We start from the raw sequence: 19,570 nt of genomic DNA, 5'->3' as shown, positions 1-19,570 counted from the left end.
CCGCTCCCTTTGCCGTAGGCGGGGCCGTACGCCGAAACGTGCGGAGTGTCACCCACGCTTTGTAGTGTGGTAACGAAACACGCATGACGTAGAACCAGCACGAGAACGAGGAGAGGCGCACCACGCCGCCGCCGGTCCTCGGTAGTGGCCCCCGGGGGGAAGCGAGCCCCGGGTGCTTCGATCGAAGACCGGCCCGCACCGCACGGCGCGCTTCTCCGCCACCGTCCCCCTGCCACACGGGCAGCCGAGGGACGAAAGACGACAAAGTAACGGAGAAAACGCTAGTGGAGAACGAGACCCACTACGCCGAGGCCGTCATCGACAACGGCGCCTTCGGCACCCGCACCATCCGCTTCGAGACGGGCCGCCTGGCCAAGCAGGCCGCCGGCTCCGCCGTGGCGTACCTGGACGACGACACCATGGTGCTGTCGGCCACCACCGCCTCCAAGAACCCCAAGGACCAGCTCGACTTCTTCCCCCTGACGGTGGACGTCGAGGAGCGCATGTACGCGGCCGGGAAGATCCCCGGTTCCTTCTTCCGCCGCGAGGGCCGGCCCTCCGAGGACGCGATCCTCACCTGCCGTCTCATCGACCGCCCGCTGCGCCCGTCCTTCAAGAAGGGCCTGCGCAACGAGATCCAGGTCGTCTGCACGGTCATGGCCCTCAACCCCGACCACCTGTACGACGTCGTGGCGATCAACGCCGCGTCCGCGTCCACGCAGCTGGCCGGCCTGCCCTTCTCCGGCCCGATCGGCGGCGTCCGCGTCGCGCTGATCCGCGGCCAGTGGGTCGCGTTCCCGACCCACACCGAGCTTGAGGACGCCGTCTTCGACATGGTCGTCGCGGGCCGCACTCTGGAGGACGGCGACGTCGCGATCATGATGGTCGAGGCCGAGGCCACCGACAAGGCCATCAAGCTGGTCGAGGGCGGCTCCGACGCGCCGACCGAGGAGGTCGTCGCCGCCGGTCTGGACGCCGCGAAGCCCTTCATCAAGGTCCTCTGCAAGGCCCAGGCCGACCTCGCCGCCAAGGCCGCCAAGCCCACCGGCGAGTTCCCGATCTTCCTGGACTACCAGGACGACGTCCTGGAGGCGCTCACCGCCGCCGTCCGCCCCGAGCTGGCCCAGGCGCTCACCATCGCCGGCAAGCAGGAGCGCGAGGCCGAGCTGGACCGCGTCAAGGGTCTGGCCGCCGAGAAGCTCCTGCCGGAGTTCGAGGGCCGCGAGAAGGAGATCTCCGCCGCGTACCGCTCGCTGACCAAGACCCTGGTCCGTGAGCGCGTCATCAAGGAGAAGAAGCGCATCGACGGCCGCGGTGTCACCGACATCCGCACGCTGGCCGCCGAGGTCGAGGCCATCCCGCGCGTGCACGGCTCCGCGCTGTTCGAGCGTGGCGAGACCCAGATCCTGGGCGTCACCACCCTCAACATGCTCCGCATGGAGCAGCAGCTGGACACCCTCTCCCCGGTGACCCGCAAGCGCTACATGCACAACTACAACTTCCCGCCGTACTCCACCGGTGAGACCGGCCGCGTCGGCTCCCCGAAGCGCCGCGAGATCGGCCACGGCGCCCTCGCCGAGCGCGCGCTCGTGCCGGTGCTGCCCACGCGCGAGGAGTTCCCCTACGCGATCCGCCAGGTGTCCGAGGCCCTCGGCTCCAACGGTTCGACGTCCATGGGCTCGGTCTGCGCCTCCACCATGTCGCTGCTGAACGCCGGTGTGCCGCTGAAGGCCCCCGTCGCCGGTATCGCCATGGGCCTGATCTCCCAGGAGATCGAGGGCGAGACGCACTACGTCACCCTCACCGACATCCTCGGTGCGGAGGACGCCTTCGGCGACATGGACTTCAAGGTCGCCGGCACCAAGGAGTTCGTGACCGCCCTCCAGCTCGACACCAAGCTGGACGGCATCCCGGCCTCCGTCCTGGCCGCCGCCCTCAAGCAGGCCCGTGACGCCCGCCTCCACATCCTCGACGTGATGATGGAAGCGATCGACACGCCGGACGAGATGTCCCCGAACGCGCCGCGGATCATCACCGTGAAGATCCCGGTCGACAAGATCGGTGAGGTCATCGGCCCCAAGGGCAAGATGATCAACCAGATCCAGGAGGACACCGGCGCCGACATCACGATCGAGGACGACGGCACCATCTACATCGGCGCGGTCGACGGTCCCTCCGCCGAGGCGGCCCGCACCACGATCAACGGCATCGCCAACCCGACGATGCCCGAGGTCGGCGAGCGCTACCTGGGTACGGTCGTGAAGACGACCACCTTCGGCGCGTTCGTGTCCCTGCTGCCCGGCAAGGACGGTCTGCTGCACATCTCGCAGATCCGCAAGCTCGCCGGCGGCAAGCGCGTGGAGAACGTCGAGGACGTGCTCGGCGTGGGCCAGAAGGTCCAGGTCGAGATCGCCGAGATCGACTCCCGCGGCAAGCTCTCCCTGATCCCCGTGATCGAGGGCGAAGAGGGCGACGAGGACACGAAGGACGAAGCCGCCAAGTGACGTCCCGTGGCTTCAGGGCGACGGCCCGCACCTCTTCGGAGGCGCGGGCCGTCGCCCGTACCCAAACCCTGATCAAGGGCGAGAACGGCATCGGCACGGTCCGCCGTACGACGCTCCCCGGTGGCCTGCGTATCGTCACCGAGACGCTGCCCTCCGTGCGCTCGGCGACCTTCGGCATCTGGGCCCACGTCGGCTCGCGCGACGAGACCGCGGCCCTGAACGGCGCCACGCACTACCTGGAGCACCTGCTCTTCAAGGGCACCGCCAAGCGCAGCGCCCTGGACATCTCCGCCGCCCTCGACGCCGTCGGCGGCGAGATGAACGCGTTCACGGCGAAGGAGTACACGTGCTACTACGCGCGCGTGCTCGACACCGACCTGCCGCTCGCCATCGACGTCGTCTGCGACATGCTCACCGGCTCGCTGATCCGGGAGGAGGACGTCGACGTCGAACGCGGCGCGATCCTCGAAGAGATCGCGATGACCGAGGACGACCCCGGCGACTGCGTGCACGACCTGTTCGCGCACACCATGTTCGGTGACAACGCCCTCGGCCGCCCGGTCCTCGGCACGGTCGACACCGTCAACGCCCTCACCGCCGACCGCATCCGCCGCTTCTACAGGAAGCACTACGACCCCACCCACCTCGTCGTCGCCTGCGCCGGCAACATCGACCACGCCAAGGTCGTACGACAGGTCCGCGCGGCCTTCGAGAAGGCGGACGCCTTCCGCGGCGCCGACGCGAGCCCCATCGGCCCGCGCGAGGGCAGCCGTACGATCCGCACGGCCGGCAAGGTCGAGCTGCTCGGCCGCAAGACCGAGCAGGCGCACGTCGTCCTCGGCATGCCCGGCATCGCCCGCACCGACGAGCGCCGCTGGGCGATGGGCGTTCTCAACACCGCGCTCGGCGGCGGCATGTCCTCCCGCCTCTTCCAGGAGGTCCGGGAGAAGCGCGGCCTCGCCTACAGCGTGTACTCGTACACCTCGGGCTTCGCCGACTGCGGACTGTTCGGCGTGTACGCCGGCTGCCGCCCCAGCCAGGTGCACGACGTGCTGCGGATCTGCCGGGACGAACTCGCGCACGTCGCCGAGAACGGTCTGACCGACGAGGAGATGAGCCGCGCCGTCGGCCAGCTCCGGGGCTCCACCGTCCTGGGCCTGGAGGACACCGGCGCGCTGATGAACCGTATCGGCAAGAGCGAGCTGTGCTGGGGCGAGCAGATGTCCGTCGACGACATGCTGACCCGGATCGCCGCGGTCACCCCGGACGAGGTCCGCTCGGTCGCCCGCGACATCCTGGGACAGCGGCCCTCGCTGTCGGTCATCGGCCCGCTGAAGGACAAGCAGGCCGCACGGCTCGGCGACGCCGTCGCCTGAACCCCCTCCGGTAAGGAAGCAGGAACATGAGCAAGCTGCGCGTGGCGGTCCTCGGTGCCGGGGGCCGGATCGGATCCGAGGCCGTCAAGGCCGTCGAGGCCGCCGAGGACATGGAGCTGGTCGCCGCCCTCGGCCGGGGCGACAAGCTGGAGACCCTGGCGGAGACCGGCGCCCAGGTCGCCGTCGAGCTGACCACTCCCGCCTCCGTCATGGGCAACCTCGACTTCTGCGTGCGCCACGGCATCCACGCGGTCGTCGGTACGACGGGCTGGACCGAGAACCGTCTCGCGCAGCTCGGGGGCTGGCTCGCCCAGTCCCCGGAGACCGGTGTGCTCATCGCACCGAACTTCTCCATCGGCGCCGTCCTGACCATGAAGTTCGCCCAGATCGCCGCGCCGTACTTCGAGTCCGTCGAGGTCGTCGAACTGCACCACCCCAACAAGGTCGACGCCCCCTCCGGCACCGCCACGCGCACCGCCCAGCTCATCGCCGAGGCCCGCCGCGCCGCGGGGACTGCCCCGGCGCCGGACGCCACCGTCACGGCCCTGGACGGCGCCCGCGGCGCCGACGTCGACGGCGTCCCCGTGCACGCCGTACGGCTGCGCGGCCTGCTGGCCCACCAGGAGGTACTGCTCGGCGCCGAGGGCGAGACCCTCACCGTGCGGCACGACTCCCTGCACCACAGCAGCTTCATGCCGGGCATCCTGCTCGGCGCGCGCCGCGTGGTGTCCACCCCGGGCCTCACCTTCGGCCTGGAACACTTCCTGGACCTGGGCTGACCGGAACCCGAACATGCGCGCGAAGATCACCTATCTCGTCACGGCCGCCGTCCTCGTCTTCTACTTCGTCCTGGTCGGCAGCCGCGGCGTCATGCTCATCCAGTCCGGCACGCTGGTCACCGTCACCTTCGGGGTCGCGGTACTGATCCTGCCGGTCATCGGCCTGTGGTTCCTGTGGAAGAACACCCAGTTCGTCCGCCGGGCCAACCAGCTCGCCGCCGAACTCGACGCCGAGGGCGGACTGCCGGTCGACGAACTCAAGCGGCTGCCCAGCGGCCGTATCGACCGCGACTCCGCAGACGAGGTCTTCGCCAAGCGCAAGGCCGAGACGGAGGCCGCCCCCGACGACTGGCGCAGCTGGTTCCGGCTCGCCGTCGCCTACCACGACGCCCGCGACACACCCCGCGCCCGCAAGGCGATGCAGCGCGCCATCGCCCTGCACGACGGCAAAGCCGTGCCGGCCTGACCCACCCGGCCGTGCCCGGCCGGGGAACGCGGCGGCGTGACGAGGGTCAGCCGCGCCGGTGTTCCGCCGCCCACGCCTCCACCGTGTCCGCCGCCCGGTCGAACGCCGTGAACCGGCCCAGGAAGTCGAGGTCGTGCGTCGTCAGCAGCGGCGGCGTGTCCTCGGCCGGCCGGTCCTTGCGCACCAGCGTCAGCGCCTGACCCTGCACCGTGCGCGGCAGCCCCAGCCAGCGCACCGGCTGCTGAGCGGTCCGCACCGAGACGACCCGCGGCCACGGGACAGTACGCGTCACCAGCAGGCCGACACGGCGCAGACCCCGCGCGCTCACCCACACGCCCATGCGCAGCAGCCGCAGCGCGCCGGCGATGACCAGCAGGGCCACCGCCAGGACGATGCCGGCGGACGTCGTCGAGCCGGTCAGGGCGATGAGGACGGCCGCGAACAGCACGAACGAGGCGAGCAGCAGACCCAGCGCGGCGACGGCCACCCGCCAGGGGCCGGGCCGGTAGGGACGGCGCCAGCGGTCACGGTCGGCGTACGGCAGCGCGCTCTCGGCCGCCGTCTCGAAGGAGCGGTCGGCCGTCAGGAAGGGCAGGGGCACGGCTGGTCCTCACTCGATCCACGCTCTGGGCTGTGCCCGGTGAGGCTATCCGTCCGCTTCCCCGCTCACCAGCCTTGGGCGGCCGGAAGGGTCAGCGCCCCGTGCCGATGTCCCGGTCAGCGCCCCTGCGTGTGCCCTTGTGACGCCTGGGACTGCTGCGCCGGCGTACTGGACGGTGTCGACAGCGCGGGCATGCCGAGGACCAAGGAGCCCACCAGCCCGGCGACGATCGTCAGACCCAGCAGCCAGCGCCCGGCTATCCGCCCGGCGGACGCCCGCTCGCGCGGCGGGGGAGTGACATTGCTGCTGAACCTGTCGGCCTCGGCGATGAAGGCGAAGGGTACGGGCTCGCGCCGGGTGAACATCTCGGGTGCGTCTCCTCTCGGGGGTCGAACGACCGATCCTCACCGGTACAGACGATCGAGTGGCACAAAAGGTGCCCATGTCCGAAAAAATCCGCGGCAAGGACACGGTTCGGGCGTTGTCAGGGGTGCCCCGTACAGTGGGCGCGAACCTTGAGAAGTGATGGGAAGGACCCCCCACCGTGACCGGCATCCCGGACGACGAGTTCAAGATCGACCTGCGCAGCGATGTCACCGTTGAGCTGGTCAAACACAGCGCGGCCGACGCCGACGTGCTCTTCGCGGCCCGTGTGTCGACCGTCGGGGAGCAGTCCCTGGACGAGCTGGGCAAGGACCCCGAGCGCTCCAAGGGCCTGATCAACTACCTGATGCGCGACCGGCATGGCAGCCCGTTCGAGCACAACTCGATGACCTTCTTCGTCAGCGCCCCGATCTTCGTCTTCCGCGAGTTCATGCGGCACCGCGTCGGCTGGTCGTACAACGAGGAGTCCGGCCGCTACCGGGAGCTGCAGCCGGTCTTCTACGTCCCCGACACCTCCCGCAAGCTCGTCCAGCAGGGCCGCCCCGGCAAGTACGTCTTCGTCGAGGGCACCGAGGAGCAGCACGATCTGGTGAACCGCTCCATGGAGGAGTCGTACCGACAGGCGTACGGGACGTACCAGGCGATGCTCGCGCAGGGCGTGGCCCGTGAGGTCGCCCGCTCGGTCCTCCCGGTCGGCCTCTACTCGTCGATGTACGCCACCTGCAACGCCCGCTCCCTGATGCATTTCCTCGGCCTGCGTACGCAGCACGAGCTGGCCAAGGTGCCGTCCTTCCCGCAGCGGGAGATCGAAATGGTGGGCGAGAAGATGGAGGCGGAGTGGGCGAAGCTCATGCCGCTCACCCACGCCGCCTTCAACGCGAACGGGCGTGTGGCGCCGTAGCGAAGCCCTGTTCCCCCACGCGGAACGCATGTACGGGTCAGCCCCGCGAAGTGTCCGTATTGCGGCATTTAGAGAAGTTCATCTAGCCTGATCAAACGGACCCGGCACTGCTTGAACCCCCGAGCAGGCAGTGCCGGGCTCCGCATTTGTCAGGACTTACCCGATACCCCGAGGGCAGACCTCGCAGGGAGCACCGAGTAGCGTGTTACCCATGGCTCCGACCTCGACTCCGCAGACCCCCTTCGGGCGGGTCCTCACCGCCATGGTCACGCCCTTCACGGCGGACGGCGCACTCGACCTCGACGGCGCGCAGCGGCTCGCCGCCCACCTGGTGGACGCAGGCAACGACGGCCTGATCATCAACGGCACCACCGGTGAGTCGCCCACCACCAGCGACGCGGAGAAAACGGACCTGGTACGAGCCGTGGTGGAGGCGGTCGGCGACCGCGCCCACGTCGTGGCCGGGGTCGGCACCAACGACACCCACCACAGCATCGGGCTGGCCCGCCAGGCGGAGCAGGTGGGCGCGCACGGCCTCCTGGTCGTCACGCCGTACTACAACAAGCCCCCGCAGGAGGGCCTGTACCGGCACTTCACGGCCGTCGCCGACGCCGCCGGGCTGCCGGTCATGCTCTACGACATCCCGGGCCGCAGCGGCGTCCCCATCAACACGGAGACGCTGGTCCGGCTGGCCGAGCACCCCCGGATCGTCGCCAACAAGGACGCCAAGGGCGACCTCGGACGGGCGAGCTGGGCCATCGCCCGGTCCGGCCTCGCCTGGTACTCCGGCGACGACATGCTGAACCTGCCCCTGCTCTCCGTGGGAGCGGTCGGCTTCGTCTCCGTCGTCGGCCACCTGGTCACCCCGGACCTGCGCGCCCTCGTCGACGCGTACACCTCCGGGGACGTCCAGAAGGCCACGGAGATCCACCAGAAGCTCCTCCCGGTCTACACCGGCATGTTCCGCACCCAGGGCGTCATGACCACCAAGGCAGCGCTCGCCCTCCAGGGCCTGCCCGCCGGACCCCTGCGCGCCCCCATGGTCGAGTGCTCGCCCGAGGAGATCGCCCAACTCAAGATCGATCTTGCCGCCGGCGGGGTACAGCTCTGACAACAGACTTGGCACCACCCGAGCTTCACAGCGCTTCACAACTGAAGAACAACCGCATATCGGCGGGCCACCGGTGCCCGCACCCCCACAACGACAACTGCTTCTGCACGAACGTCACGCGCGCCACGTGCCCCACCGGTACGTGGCGCGTGTGGTGAGGAGAGTCTTTTGAGTCATCCGCATCCTGAACTCGGTCCGCCCGCGCCGCTGCCCGAGGGCGGCCTGAGGGTCACCCCGCTCGGCGGTCTCGGCGAGATCGGCCGCAACATGACGGTCTTCGAGTACGGAGGCCGCCTGCTCATCGTCGACTGCGGAGTGCTCTTCCCCGAGGAGGAGCAGCCCGGGATCGACCTGATCCTGCCGGACTTCACGTCCATCCGGGACCGCCTCGACGACATCGAGGGCATCGTCCTCACGCACGGTCACGAGGACCACATCGGCGGCGTCCCCTTCCTGCTCCGCGAGAAGCCGGACATCCCGCTGATCGGCTCCAAGCTGACGCTGGCCCTCATCGAGGCCAAGCTCCAGGAGCACCGCATCCGCCCCTACACCCTGGAGGTGGCGGAGGGCAGGCGCGAGCGCATCGGCCCCTTCGACTGCGAGTTCGTCGCCGTCAACCACTCCATCCCGGACGCCCTGGCCGTCGCCATCCGCACCCCCGCGGGCATGGCGGTGCACACCGGCGACTTCAAGATGGACCAGCTGCCCCTGGACAACCGCCTGACGGACCTCCACGCCTTCGCACGCCTGAGCGAAGAGGGCATCGACCTGCTCCTCGCGGACTCCACCAACGCCGAGGTGCCGGGCTTCGTCCCGCCCGAGCGGGACATCTCCGGGGTCCTGCGCCAGGTCTTCGCCGGCGCCCGCAAGCGGATCATCGTGGCGAGCTTCGCCAGCCACGTCCACCGCATCCAGCAGATCCTGGACGCGGCCCACGAGTACGGCCGCCGGGTCGCCTTCGTCGGCCGTTCCATGGTCCGCAACATGGGCATCGCCCGGGACCTCGGTTATCTGAAGGTGCCGCCGGGCCTGGTCGTCGACGTCCGCACCCTCGACGACCTGCCCGACCACGAGGTGGTCCTGGTCTGCACGGGCTCCCAGGGCGAGCCGATGGCCGCGCTGTCCCGCATGGCCAACCGCGACCACCAGATCCGGATCGTCGACGGCGACACGGTCATCCTGGCCTCGTCCCTCATCCCCGGGAACGAGAACGCGGTCTACCGCGTGATCAACGGACTGACCCGCTGGGGCGCCAACGTCGTCCACAAGGGCAACGCCAAGGTGCACGTCTCCGGCCACGCGTCCGCGGGCGAGCTGCTGTACTTCTACAACATCTGCCGCCCGCGCAACCTGATGCCGGTCCACGGCGAATGGCGCCACCTGCGCGCCAACGCCGAGCTGGGCGCGCTGACGGGGGTCCCGCACGACCGGATCGTCATCGCCGAGGACGGCGTGGTCGTCGACCTGGTCGAGGGCAAGGCCAAGATCTCCGGCAAGGTCCAGGCGGGATACGTCTACGTCGACGGGCTCTCCGTCGGCGATGTGGGCGAGCCGGCGCTGAAGGACCGCAAGATCCTCGGCGACGAGGGCATCATCTCGGTCTTCGTCGTTATGGACGCCTCCACCGGCAAGATCACGGGGGGCCCGCACGTCCAGGCCCGCGGCTCCGGCATCGACGACTCCGCCTTCGTGGACGTCATCCCGAAGATCACCCAGGTACTGGAACGCTCGGCCCAGGACGGCGTCGTCGAGCCCCACCAGCTGCAGCAGCTCATCCGCCGCACGCTGGGCAAGTGGGTCTCCGACACGTACCGTCGCCGGCCGATGATCCTGCCGGTCGTGGTCGAGGTCTGACACTCCGTCGGCCGGCTCGTCCGCGCGAACTGGGAGCGGGGCGCCTCGATTTGCATCGGGGCGCCCCGCTCCAGTACGTTTACGTCTCCGCCCGATCGGGAACCCCAGAGCTTCACGCGCTGGACACCGGTTGCCCCGGACCGGGTGGAAAATCCGACTCAGAACTTCTGATAAAGTCGGAACCGCCGGAAAGGAAACCGCGAGAGCGGAAACCTGGAAAGCACCGAGGAAATCGGATCGGAAAGATCTGATAGAGTCGGAAACGCAAGACCGAAGGGAAGCGCCCGGAGGAAAGCCGCGAGAGAGTCTCTCGGGTGAGTACAAAGGAAGCGACCGTTCCTTGAGAACTCAACAGCGTGCCAAAAATCAACGCCAGATATGTTGATACCCCGTCTCCGGTCATCACGACCGGGACGAGGTTCCTTTGAAATACACAGCGAGGACGCTGTGAACGGTCGGATCATTCCTCCGACTGTTCCGCTCTCGTGGTGCTCACCGGCTGAATTAATTTTCTGGCCGAGTAAACATTCACGGAGAGTTTGATCCTGGCTCAGGACGAACGCTGGCGGCGTGCTTAACACATGCAAGTCGAACGATGAACCTCCTTCGGGAGGGGATTAGTGGCGAACGGGTGAGTAACACGTGGGCAATCTGCCCTTCACTCTGGGACAAGCCCTGGAAACGGGGTCTAATACCGGATACGAGGTTCGGAGGCATCTTCGAACTTGGAAAGCTCCGGCGGTGAAGGATGAGCCCGCGGCCTATCAGCTTGTTGGTGAGGTAGTGGCTCACCAAGGCGACGACGGGTAGCCGGCCTGAGAGGGCGACCGGCCACACTGGGACTGAGACACGGCCCAGACTCCTACGGGAGGCAGCAGTGGGGAATATTGCACAATGGGCGAAAGCCTGATGCAGCGACGCCGCGTGAGGGATGACGGCCTTCGGGTTGTAAACCTCTTTCAGCAGGGAAGAAGCGAAAGTGACGGTACCTGCAGAAGAAGCGCCGGCTAACTACGTGCCAGCAGCCGCGGTAATACGTAGGGCGCAAGCGTTGTCCGGAATTATTGGGCGTAAAGAGCTCGTAGGCGGCTTGTCACGTCGATTGTGAAAGCCCGAGGCTTAACCTCGGGTCTGCAGTCGATACGGGCTAGCTAGAGTGTGGTAGGGGAGATCGGAATTCCTGGTGTAGCGGTGAAATGCGCAGATATCAGGAGGAACACCGGTGGCGAAGGCGGATCTCTGGGCCATTACTGACGCTGAGGAGCGAAAGCGTGGGGAGCGAACAGGATTAGATACCCTGGTAGTCCACGCCGTAAACGGTGGGAACTAGGTGTTGGCGACATTCCACGTCGTCGGTGCCGCAGCTAACGCATTAAGTTCCCCGCCTGGGGAGTACGGCCGCAAGGCTAAAACTCAAAGGAATTGACGGGGGCCCGCACAAGCGGCGGAGCATGTGGCTTAATTCGACGCAACGCGAAGAACCTTACCAAGGCTTGACATATACCGGAAACATCCAGAGATGGGTGCCCCCTTGTGGTCGGTATACAGGTGGTGCATGGCTGTCGTCAGCTCGTGTCGTGAGATGTTGGGTTAAGTCCCGCAACGAGCGCAACCCTTGTTCTGTGTTGCCAGCATGCCCTTCGGGGTGATGGGGACTCACAGGAGACCGCCGGGGTCAACTCGGAGGAAGGTGGGGACGACGTCAAGTCATCATGCCCCTTATGTCTTGGGCTGCACACGTGCTACAATGGCCGGTACAATGAGCTGCGATACCGTGAGGTGGAGCGAATCTCAAAAAGCCGGTCTCAGTTCGGATTGGGGTCTGCAACTCGACCCCATGAAGTCGGAGTCGCTAGTAATCGCAGATCAGCATTGCTGCGGTGAATACGTTCCCGGGCCTTGTACACACCGCCCGTCACGTCACGAAAGTCGGTAACACCCGAAGCCGGTGGCCCAACCCCTTGTGGGAGGGAGCTGTCGAAGGTGGGACTGGCGATTGGGACGAAGTCGTAACAAGGTAGCCGTACCGGAAGGTGCGGCTGGATCACCTCCTTTCTAAGGAGCACATAGCCGACTGCAAGCAAATGTCTTGCACGGTTGCTCATGGGTGGAACGTTGATTATTCGGCACCGGTCCTGAAATTCTCCTGCTAGTACTGCTTCGGCGTGGAACACAGAGGGAACGGACGGACGGTGCCGGGCACGCTGTTGGGTATCTGAAGGTACGGCCGATACGGCTGCCTTCAGCTGCCGGCCCCAGTGCACTCGAACCGTAAGAGTTCGGGGTGATGGGTGGCTGGTCGTTGTTTGAGAACTGCACAGTGAACGCGAGCATCTGTGGCCAAGTTTTTAAGGGCGCACGGTGGATGCCTTGGCACCAGGAACCGATGAAGGACGTGGGAGGCCGCGATAGTCCCCGGGGAGTCGTCAACCAGGCTTTGATCCGGGGGTTTCCGAATGGGGAAACCCGGCAGTCGTCATGGGCTGTCACCCACTGCTGAACACATAGGCAGTGTGGAGGGAACGAGGGGAAGTGAAACATCTCAGTACCCTCAGGAAGAGAAAACAACCGTGATTCCGGGAGTAGTGGCGAGCGAAACCGGATGAGGCCAAACCGTATGCGTGTGAGACCCGGCAGGGGTTGCGCGTGCGGGGTTGTGGGATCTCTCTTCCACGGTCTGCCGGCCGTGGGACGAGTCAGAAACCGTTGATGTAGGCGAAGGACATGCGAAAGGTCCGGCGTAGAGGGTAAGACCCCCGTAGTCGAAACGTCAGCGGCTCGTTTGAGAGACACCCAAGTAGCACGGGGCCCGAGAAATCCCGTGTGAATCTGGCGGGACCACCCGCTAAGCCTAAATATTCCCTGGTGACCGATAGCGGATAGTACCGTGAGGGAATGGTGAAAAGTACCGCGGGAGCGGAGTGAAATAGTACCTGAAACCGTGTGCCTACAAGCCGTGGGAGCGTCGGAATGTGCTTGCACATTCTCGTGACTGCGTGCCTTTTGAAGAATGAGCCTGCGAGTTTGCGGTGTGTTGCGAGGTTAACCCGGGTGGGGAAGCCGTAGCGAAAGCGAGTCCGAACAGGGCGCCGTCTTTAATTAGACACTGAGTAGCACGCTCAAGACCCGAAGCGGAGTGATCTAGCCATGGGCAGGTTGAAGCGGAGGTAAGACTTCGTGGAGGACCGAACCCACCAGGGTTGAAAACCTGGGGGATGACCTGTGGTTAGGGGTGAAAGGCCAATCAAACTCCGTGATAGCTGGTTCTCCCCGAAATGCATTTAGGTGCAGCGTCGTGTGTTTCTTGCCGGAGGTAGAGCACTGGATAGGCGATGGGCCCTACCGGGTTACTGACCTTAGCCAAACTCCGAATGCCGGTAAGTGAGAGCGCGGCAGTGAGACTGTGGGGGATAAGCTCCATGGTCGAGAGGGAAACAGCCCAGAGCATCGACTAAGGCCCCTAAGCGTACGCTAAGTGGGAAAGGATGTGGAGTCGCAGAGACAACCAGGAGGTTGGCTTAGAAGCAGCCACCCTTGAAAGAGTGCGTAATAGCTCACTGGTCTAGTGATTCCGCGCCGACAATGTAGCGGGGCTCAAGCGTACCGCCGAAGTCGTGTCATTGCAGCATATACGCCCAACGGCGGCTGTGATGGGTAGGGGAGCGTCGTCTGCCGGGTGAAGCAGCACCGGAAGGTAGTTGTGGACGGTTGACGAGTGAGAATGCAGGCATGAGTAGCGATACAAACGTGAGAAACGTTTGCGCCGATTGACTAAGGGTTCCTGGGTCAAGCTGATCTGCCCAGGGTAAGTCGGGACCTAAGGCGAGGCCGACAGGCGTAGTCGATGGATAACCGGTTGATATTCCGGTACCCGCTGTGAAGCGTCAAACATCGAGCATCGTGATGCTAAGGCCGTGAAGCCGCCCTTGATCTCTTCGGAGTGATGGGGAGTGGTGGAGCCGCTGAACCAAGCGGTTAGTAGGTGAGTGATGGGGTGACGCAGGAAGGTAGTCCATCCCGGGCGGTGGTTGTCCCGGGGTAAGGGTGTAGCCCGAGTGGTAGGCAAATCCGCCACTCATGCAGGGTGAGACCTGATGCCGAGCCGATTGTGGTGAAGTGGATGATCCTATGCTGTCGAGAAAAGCCTCTAGCGAGTTTCATGGCGGCCCGTACCCTAAACCGACTCAGGTGGTCAGGTAGAGAATACCGAGGCGTTCGGGTGAACTATGGTTAAGGAACTCGGCAAAATGCCCCCGTAACTTCGGGAGAAGGGGGGCCACATCCGGTGACGAGTCTTGCACTCCGAGCTGGGGGTGGCCGCAGAGACCAGCGAGAAGCGACTGTTTACTAAAAACACAGGTCCGTGCGAAGCCGTAAGGCGATGTATACGGACTGACGCCTGCCCGGTGCTGGAACGTTAAGGGGACCGGTTAGCTCACTTTCGGGTGGGCGAAGCTGAGAACTTAAGCGCCAGTAAACGGCGGTGGTAACTATAACCATCCTAAGGTAGCGAAATTCCTTGTCGGGTAAGTTCCGACCTGCACGAATGGCGTAACGACTTCTCGACTGTCTCAACCATAGGCCCGGTGAAATTGCACTACGAGTAAAGATGCTCGTTTCGCGCAGCAGGACGGAAAGACCCCGGGACCTTTACTACAGTTTGATATTGGTGTTCGGTTCGGCTTGTGTAGGATAGCTGGGAGACTTTGAAGTTCACACGCCAGTGTGGGTGGAGTCGTCGTTGAAATACCAGTCTGGTCGTGCTGGATGTCTAACCTGGGTCCGTGATCCGGATCAGGGACAGTGTCTGATGGGTAGTTTAACTGGGGCGGTTGCCTCCTAAAGAGTAACGGAGGCGCCCAAAGGTTCCCTCAGCCTGGTTGGCAATCAGGTGTTGAGTGTAAGTGCACAAGGGAGCTTGACTGTGAGACCGACGGGTCGAGCAGGGACGAAAGTCGGGACTAGTGATCCGGCGGTGGCTTGTGGAAGCGCCGTCGCTCAACGGATAAAAGGTACCCCGGGGATAACAGGCTGATCTTCCCCAAGAGTCCATATCGACGGGATGGTTTGGCACCTCGATGTCGGCTCGTCGCATCCTGGGGCTGGAGTCGGTCCCAAGGGTTGGGCTGTTCGCCCATTAAAGCGGTACGCGAGCTGGGTTTAGAACGTCGTGAGACAGTTCGGTCCCTATCCGCTGTGCGCGTAGGAGTCTTGAGAAGGGCTGTCCCTAGTACGAGAGGACCGGGACGGACGAACCTCTGGTGTGCCAGTTGTTCTGCCAAGGGCATGGCTGGTTGGCTACGTTCGGGAGGGATAACCGCTGAAAGCATCTAAGCGGGAAGCCTGCTTCGAGATGAGGACTCCCACCCACTTGATGGGGTAAGGCTCCCAGTAGACGACTGGGTTGATAGGCCAGATATGGAAGCACCGTGAGGTGTGGAGTTGACTGGTACTAATAGGCCGAGGGCTTGTCCTCAGACGCTCGCGTTCACTGTGTTGGTTCTGAAACCACGAACAGCCCCATACCCGCACGAGGGTGTGGTGTGGCGTTCACAGTTTCATAGTGTTTCGGTGGTCATAGCGTGAGGGAAACGCCCGGTTACATTCCGAACCCGGAAGCTAAGCCTCACAGCGCCGATGGTACTGCAGGGGGGACCCTGTGGGAGAGTAGGACACCGCCGAACAATTCTTCCAAAAGGTCGGATCCTGAACTTCGGTTCGGGGTCCGGCCTTTTTCTGTTGCCCGTCCGATGCCTGTCCGATGCCCGTCATGTGTCGTTCACGTTGACCGCCCAGCATGCACTGCATGGGTACAGCTGCAATGCTCAGGTCCGCCGGCGTCGGAGTCGGTGACGAGGTCGTCGTACCTGCCTTCGGGAATGTGGAAGTCGCCGAGGCCGTCACCCTGGTCGGCGCGCTCCCGGTGTTCGCCGACATAGATCCGCTCACCTACTGCCTCGACGCGTCCTCGGTGGAGGCGGCCGTAACCTCCCGCACGGCGGCCGTCGTTGTCGTACACCGCTTCGGACGGCAGGCAGATCTCGGGCAGTTGCACCAGGTCGGGCAGCGGCACGGGCTCCTCGTGCCGCAACACGGCGAGTCCGAGTCGCCGTACGACGAGATCGCGCGGCGTCGCGAGCGGGCCGCTTACCTCGACGCCAAGCTGAAGGGCGTACGGACACCCGAGGGCGGTGACCGGCACACCTACCAGCAGTACGTCGTGCGGGTGCCGGGGAACGGCCGGCCGGACCGGGACGCGTTCGCACGGGCGCTGCGCGCCAAGGGAGTTGACTGCCGGGTGCCCGTGCGGACGCCCGTGCACCGGCTGCCCGAGTACCGGCGCTGTGTCACGCTCCCGGAGACCGAGCTCGCCGTCGACGAGACACTCGCACTGCCGGTGGACGCCGCCCTGACGAGACGGGAGATGCAGCGGATCGTCTCCGCCTGCAACGCCCTCGGCGGACTGCTCCAGCCGGCCTTCTGAACGAGCGTCGGGACGATTTCCGAACGCGTTTGGGAACTCGGGACCGTTCAGGGTACGATCTCTTTGTCGCCGCGAGGGAAACCTCGAAATGCGACAGGCCCCTATAGCTCAGTCGGTAGAGCGTCTCCATGGTAAGGAGAAGGTCAACGGTTCGATTCCGTTTGGGGGCTCCGACAGAAAGGCCCCGCCCATTCGGGCGGGGCCTTCTTTCTGCCCGGACGCGCCTCAGGCGTCCTGGTGGATTTCGGGCACCCGCATCGCCAGGATCGCCATGTCGTCCGACGGGGCGTCGGAGGCGAAGCGTTCCACCGCACGCATGATGCGGGCCGCCACCGCGCCCGCGGTGAGACCCGTGCACGTGGTCAGGACGTCGGCCAGGCCGTCGTCGCCGAGCATGCGTGAGCCCTCGCGGCGTTCGGTGACGCCGTCCGTGACGCACAGCAGGACGTCGCCCGGATCCAGGGTGACCGTCTGCTCGTACAGGTCGAGGTCCTCGATGACGCCGAGCAGCGGCTGGGGTTCGGCCGCGGCCACCACCGTGCCGTCCTGCCGGAGGCGCAGCGGGAGCGGATGGCCGGCGCAGACCACCTTCAGTTCGGCGCTGCCGTCCTCCTGCGGGCGCATCTCGCCGTAGAGGAGCGTCAGGAAGCGGCTGCGGTCGCCCTCGTCGAGGATCGCGGAGTTCAGGCGCTCCAGCACCGCCGGGCCGTTCAGGCCCTCGCGGGCCAGCAGCCGCAGCGCGTGCCGGGCGAGGCCGGTGACGGCGGCCGCGTTCGGGCCCGTACCGCAGACGTCGCCGATGGCGAAGCCGTAGGCGCCGTTGCCGATGGGGAACAGGTCGTAGAAGTCACCGCCCACCTCGTTGCCCTCGCCGGCCGCGCGGTAGATGACCTCGACCTCGACGCCGTCGATGTTCGGCAGGCCGGGCGGGAGCAGGCTGCGCTGGAGGGCCTGGCTGATGGCCGTGCGCTCCGAGTACAGGCGGGCGTTGTCCAGTGCGAGGGCTGCTCGGCGCGACAGGTCCTCAGCCAGTTCGAGGATCTCCTGGCGGAAGTGCTCGTCGGTCGGCTTGCCGAGGGTGAGCATACCGATGACGCGGTTGCGGGCGACCAGCGGCAGGACGACCGTTTCACCGCCGACCGCGGAGGCCGTGGCGAGGGTCGGGCCGATGCCCGAGGCGACCTGGTGCGTGGGGCCGCCGGACAGGCCGAGGCTGCGCATGGAGCTGCGCAGGGCCGCCTGGTGGGCGACCTCGCCGGGGGCCGTCCAGACCCGGGCGCCGGGGGTCGGCACCGGGTCGGGCGGGGCGATCTTCCCCAGCAGGGACTTGATGCCGTCGATGAGCTCCTCGTCCTCGTGCAGCACGTACGACAGGTAGGGCTCGGAGGCCTGGTCGGCGATCGTGTATACGGCGCACCAGGTGGCCAGCGTCGGCACGGTCATCTGGGCCATCAGCGCCAGGGTCTGGTCGCGGTCCAGTGTGCCGGCCAGCAGGTCGGAGGCCTCGACCAGGAAGCTCAGGGAGCCTCGGCGCAGCCGCTCCAGCTCGCCCAGGCGGGCCGATTCGACGGCCAGGGCGATGCGGTCGGCCGCGAACTGCAGACGGAGCGCCTCCTCGTTGGAGTACCGGGAGGGCGCCTCGGCCGCGACGCCGAGGGAGCCGGTGAGGCGGCCCTCGACCTTCAGGGGCACGGTGACGACGGAGCGCATGCCGGTGCCGGAGAGCAGCGGGACGGCCCCGGGGACGGCTGTGAGGTCGTCGTGCACGGCCGGCATGCGCGCGGAGCCGTAGCGGCCGGGGCCGGCCTCCACGGGGACGCGGGCGAAGCGCTGGCGGGCGGAGGGCAGGCCGGTGGAGGCGCGTACCTCCAGCTCCGTCTCGTCGTCCGTGGCCAGCAGCAGGAAGGCCGAGTCGGCGTCGAGCATGTCGCGGGCGCGCTCGACCGTGCGCTGGAGCAGTCCGTCCAGGTCGTCCGGCGCGGGGGAACCGATGAAGATCTCGAAGGGGTCGGTGCTCTGCCCGTCCGCGGAGGAGGACTGGTCGGCGGACGGGACGCGCAGGGGTGTCTGCAGGACGGCGCGTTCGTCGTCGCGGACCAGCAGGCACACCGTGGAGGGTTCGCCGCCGGTGTCGCGGACTCGCAGGTGGGAGGCGTACACCGGGGTCACGCGGCCGTCGGCGCCGCGGATGCCGTAGCTGCCCTCCCAGCGGGAGAGCTGGAGGGCCTCGGCGATGCCGGTGCCGGTGCCGGGGGTGTGCGGCCAGGCCGCGAGGTCGGTGAGGGGTTTGCCGGTGACCTGGTGGGACGTGTGGCCGAAGAGGTCCTCGGCGTCCTCGTTCCAGGCGGTGATGGATCCCTTCCGGTCGATCTGGACGACGGCGACGCGGACCCGGCCGTCGGCCAGCGGGAGGAGCTCGGCGGGGAGCGCGGGGCCGGCGGCGCGGGTGCCGACCTGATGCTCGGGCAGATCGAGCTGGAACCAGACGTTCTTGTGCGTGGGTGTGTAGTCCACGCCCCAGCGGCCGGCCAGGGCCGCGCAGAGCTGGAGGCCGCGGCCGCCCTCGCGGTCGGGGCTGCCCATGGCGGCGTGCGCGCTCTGCAGGGGGACCTCGCGCTCCGGATAGCGGTCGGACACCTCGACCCGTACGCCGTCCTCGGTGCGCAGGCACAGCACCTCCGCGTGCGTGCCGGCGTGCACCACCGCGTTGGTCACCAGCTCGCTGGTGAGGACCACGGCGTCGTCGACGATGTCGGCGAAGCCCCAGCCCTGGAGGGTGTCGCGGACGAAGGACCGGGCGGTCGCCACCGACCGCCCGACGGGCTCGAAGCTGGCGGCCGCGCGCGCGGTGATCACAGAACTCCTCGACCGGTCGTGGACGTGTGGGGCTGCGGGGCCGGCCGGCTCGTGCCGCTGCTGCGGCATCAGCTCGCCCGTCGGCCGTTGCTCCGGGGAAGGGTCCCCCGGGATCAGTCCGGTGGTCATGGTCTGCGGCCGCCCCTCCGATGCCCGCTCGTTCTCGTGCCACCGTCCAGGCCGGACGGACCGGTGCGGCTGGACAGCCGCATGCAAGGTTACTTACCTTCGCGGTCCCAGTGGATGCCGGTCGC

General features: G+C 66.6%; 11 protein-coding genes, 1 tRNA gene and 3 rRNA genes. 12 read left to right on the top strand and 3 right to left on the bottom strand.

The features are described 5' to 3' along the window. The first annotated feature begins 284 nt into the window (after positions 1-284). Genes DBP14_RS07385 through DBP14_RS07370 form a run of 4 tightly spaced genes read left to right on the top strand, consistent with a single transcriptional unit; the run spans position 285 to position 5,125 of the window. Positions 285-2,504, top strand: coding sequence for a polyribonucleotide nucleotidyltransferase (locus DBP14_RS07385; protein WP_129306228.1), 2,220 nt, complete (start codon positions 285-287; stop codon positions 2,502-2,504). Continuing rightward, complete coding sequence (locus tag DBP14_RS07380) at positions 2,501-3,880, top strand: pitrilysin family protein (RefSeq protein WP_129306227.1); 1,380 nt, start codon at positions 2,501-2,503, stop codon at positions 3,878-3,880. Before DBP14_RS07385 ends, DBP14_RS07380 begins: the two co-directional genes overlap by 4 nt. 26 nt (positions 3,881-3,906) lie before the next feature. After that, complete coding sequence (gene dapB / locus DBP14_RS07375; RefSeq protein WP_129306226.1) at positions 3,907-4,659, top strand: 4-hydroxy-tetrahydrodipicolinate reductase; 753 nt, start codon at positions 3,907-3,909, stop codon at positions 4,657-4,659. Between the two features lie 13 nt (positions 4,660-4,672). Next, positions 4,673-5,125 carry a hypothetical protein gene (locus DBP14_RS07370; protein WP_129306225.1) on the top strand — a complete coding sequence of 151 codons (453 nt, stop codon included), beginning with the start codon at positions 4,673-4,675 and terminating at the stop codon, positions 5,123-5,125. 46 nt (positions 5,126-5,171) lie between these two features. Here DBP14_RS07370 and DBP14_RS07365 read toward each other — a convergent pair whose 3' ends face one another. Together DBP14_RS07365 and DBP14_RS07360 are read right to left on the bottom strand one after the other, a co-directional pair. Beyond that, positions 5,172-5,726 carry a hypothetical protein gene (locus tag DBP14_RS07365; protein WP_129306224.1) on the bottom strand — a complete coding sequence of 185 codons (555 nt, stop codon included), beginning with the start codon at positions 5,724-5,726 and terminating at the stop codon, positions 5,172-5,174. Between the two features lie 116 nt (positions 5,727-5,842). Then, complete coding sequence (locus DBP14_RS07360; RefSeq protein ID WP_129306223.1) at positions 5,843-6,091, bottom strand: hypothetical protein; 249 nt, start codon at positions 6,089-6,091, stop codon at positions 5,843-5,845. 179 nt (positions 6,092-6,270) lie between these two features. Between DBP14_RS07360 and thyX the strand changes: the two genes are divergently transcribed. The 8 genes from thyX to DBP14_RS07315 all read left to right on the top strand — a co-directional run bounded on the left by thyX (position 6,271) and on the right by DBP14_RS07315 (position 16,630). Then, complete coding sequence (thyX, locus tag DBP14_RS07355; RefSeq protein ID WP_129306222.1) at positions 6,271-7,011, top strand: FAD-dependent thymidylate synthase; 741 nt, start codon at positions 6,271-6,273, stop codon at positions 7,009-7,011. Positions 7,012-7,222: 211 nt separating this feature from the next. Then, complete coding sequence (gene dapA, locus DBP14_RS07350; RefSeq protein ID WP_129306221.1) at positions 7,223-8,122, top strand: 4-hydroxy-tetrahydrodipicolinate synthase; 900 nt, start codon at positions 7,223-7,225, stop codon at positions 8,120-8,122. Positions 8,123-8,290: 168 nt separating this feature from the next. Further along, positions 8,291-9,976, top strand: coding sequence for a ribonuclease J (locus tag DBP14_RS07345; RefSeq protein WP_129306220.1), 1,686 nt, complete (start codon positions 8,291-8,293; stop codon positions 9,974-9,976). Positions 9,977-10,503: 527 nt separating this feature from the next. After that, positions 10,504-12,031: ribosomal RNA gene (locus tag DBP14_RS07335) — 16S ribosomal RNA — on the top strand. A 283-nt stretch (positions 12,032-12,314) separates the two neighbouring features. After that, positions 12,315-15,452 (top strand): 23S ribosomal RNA (locus DBP14_RS07330). A gap of 91 nt (positions 15,453-15,543) precedes the next feature. Then, a 5S ribosomal RNA gene (gene rrf, locus DBP14_RS07325) occupies positions 15,544-15,660 on the top strand. Together the 16S, 23S and 5S rRNA genes form the textbook arrangement of a ribosomal RNA operon. Before the next feature lie 137 nt (positions 15,661-15,797). Then, on the top strand, positions 15,798-16,460 hold the full coding sequence (locus DBP14_RS07320; protein WP_129311733.1) for a DegT/DnrJ/EryC1/StrS family aminotransferase: 663 nt from the start codon (positions 15,798-15,800) through the stop codon (positions 16,458-16,460). 97 nt (positions 16,461-16,557) lie between these two features. Continuing rightward, positions 16,558-16,630: transfer RNA gene (locus DBP14_RS07315), tRNA-Thr, on the top strand. Positions 16,631-16,685: 55 nt separating this feature from the next. Here DBP14_RS07315 and DBP14_RS07310 read toward each other — a convergent pair. Further along, positions 16,686-19,445, bottom strand: a complete 2,760-nt coding sequence (locus DBP14_RS07310; protein ID WP_129306219.1) for a SpoIIE family protein phosphatase — start codon at positions 19,443-19,445, stop codon at positions 16,686-16,688. Between the last annotated feature and the right edge of the window lie 125 nt (positions 19,446-19,570).

Source organism: Streptomyces sp. L2 (genome assembly GCF_004124325.1).
Classification (GTDB): domain Bacteria; phylum Actinomycetota; class Actinomycetes; order Streptomycetales; family Streptomycetaceae; genus Streptomyces.
This window is presented reverse-complemented; position numbering and strand designations above follow the sequence as displayed.

Excerpts from the sequence above, each read along its gene's own strand:
- DBP14_RS07320 (WP_129311733.1), top strand. The coding sequence starts at position 15,798 with ATGCTCAGGTCCGCCGGCGTCGGAGTCGGTGACGAGGTCGTCGTACCT.
- dapA (WP_129306221.1), top strand. The coding sequence starts at position 7,223 with ATGGCTCCGACCTCGACTCCGCAGACCCCCTTCGGGCGGGTCCTCACC.
- DBP14_RS07360 (WP_129306223.1), bottom strand. The coding sequence starts at position 6,091 with ATGTTCACCCGGCGCGAGCCCGTACCCTTCGCCTTCATCGCCGAGGCC.
- dapB (WP_129306226.1), top strand. The coding sequence starts at position 3,907 with ATGAGCAAGCTGCGCGTGGCGGTCCTCGGTGCCGGGGGCCGGATCGGA.
- DBP14_RS07310 (WP_129306219.1), bottom strand. The coding sequence starts at position 19,445 with ATGACCACCGGACTGATCCCGGGGGACCCTTCCCCGGAGCAACGGCCG.
- DBP14_RS07370 (WP_129306225.1), top strand. The coding sequence starts at position 4,673 with ATGCGCGCGAAGATCACCTATCTCGTCACGGCCGCCGTCCTCGTCTTC.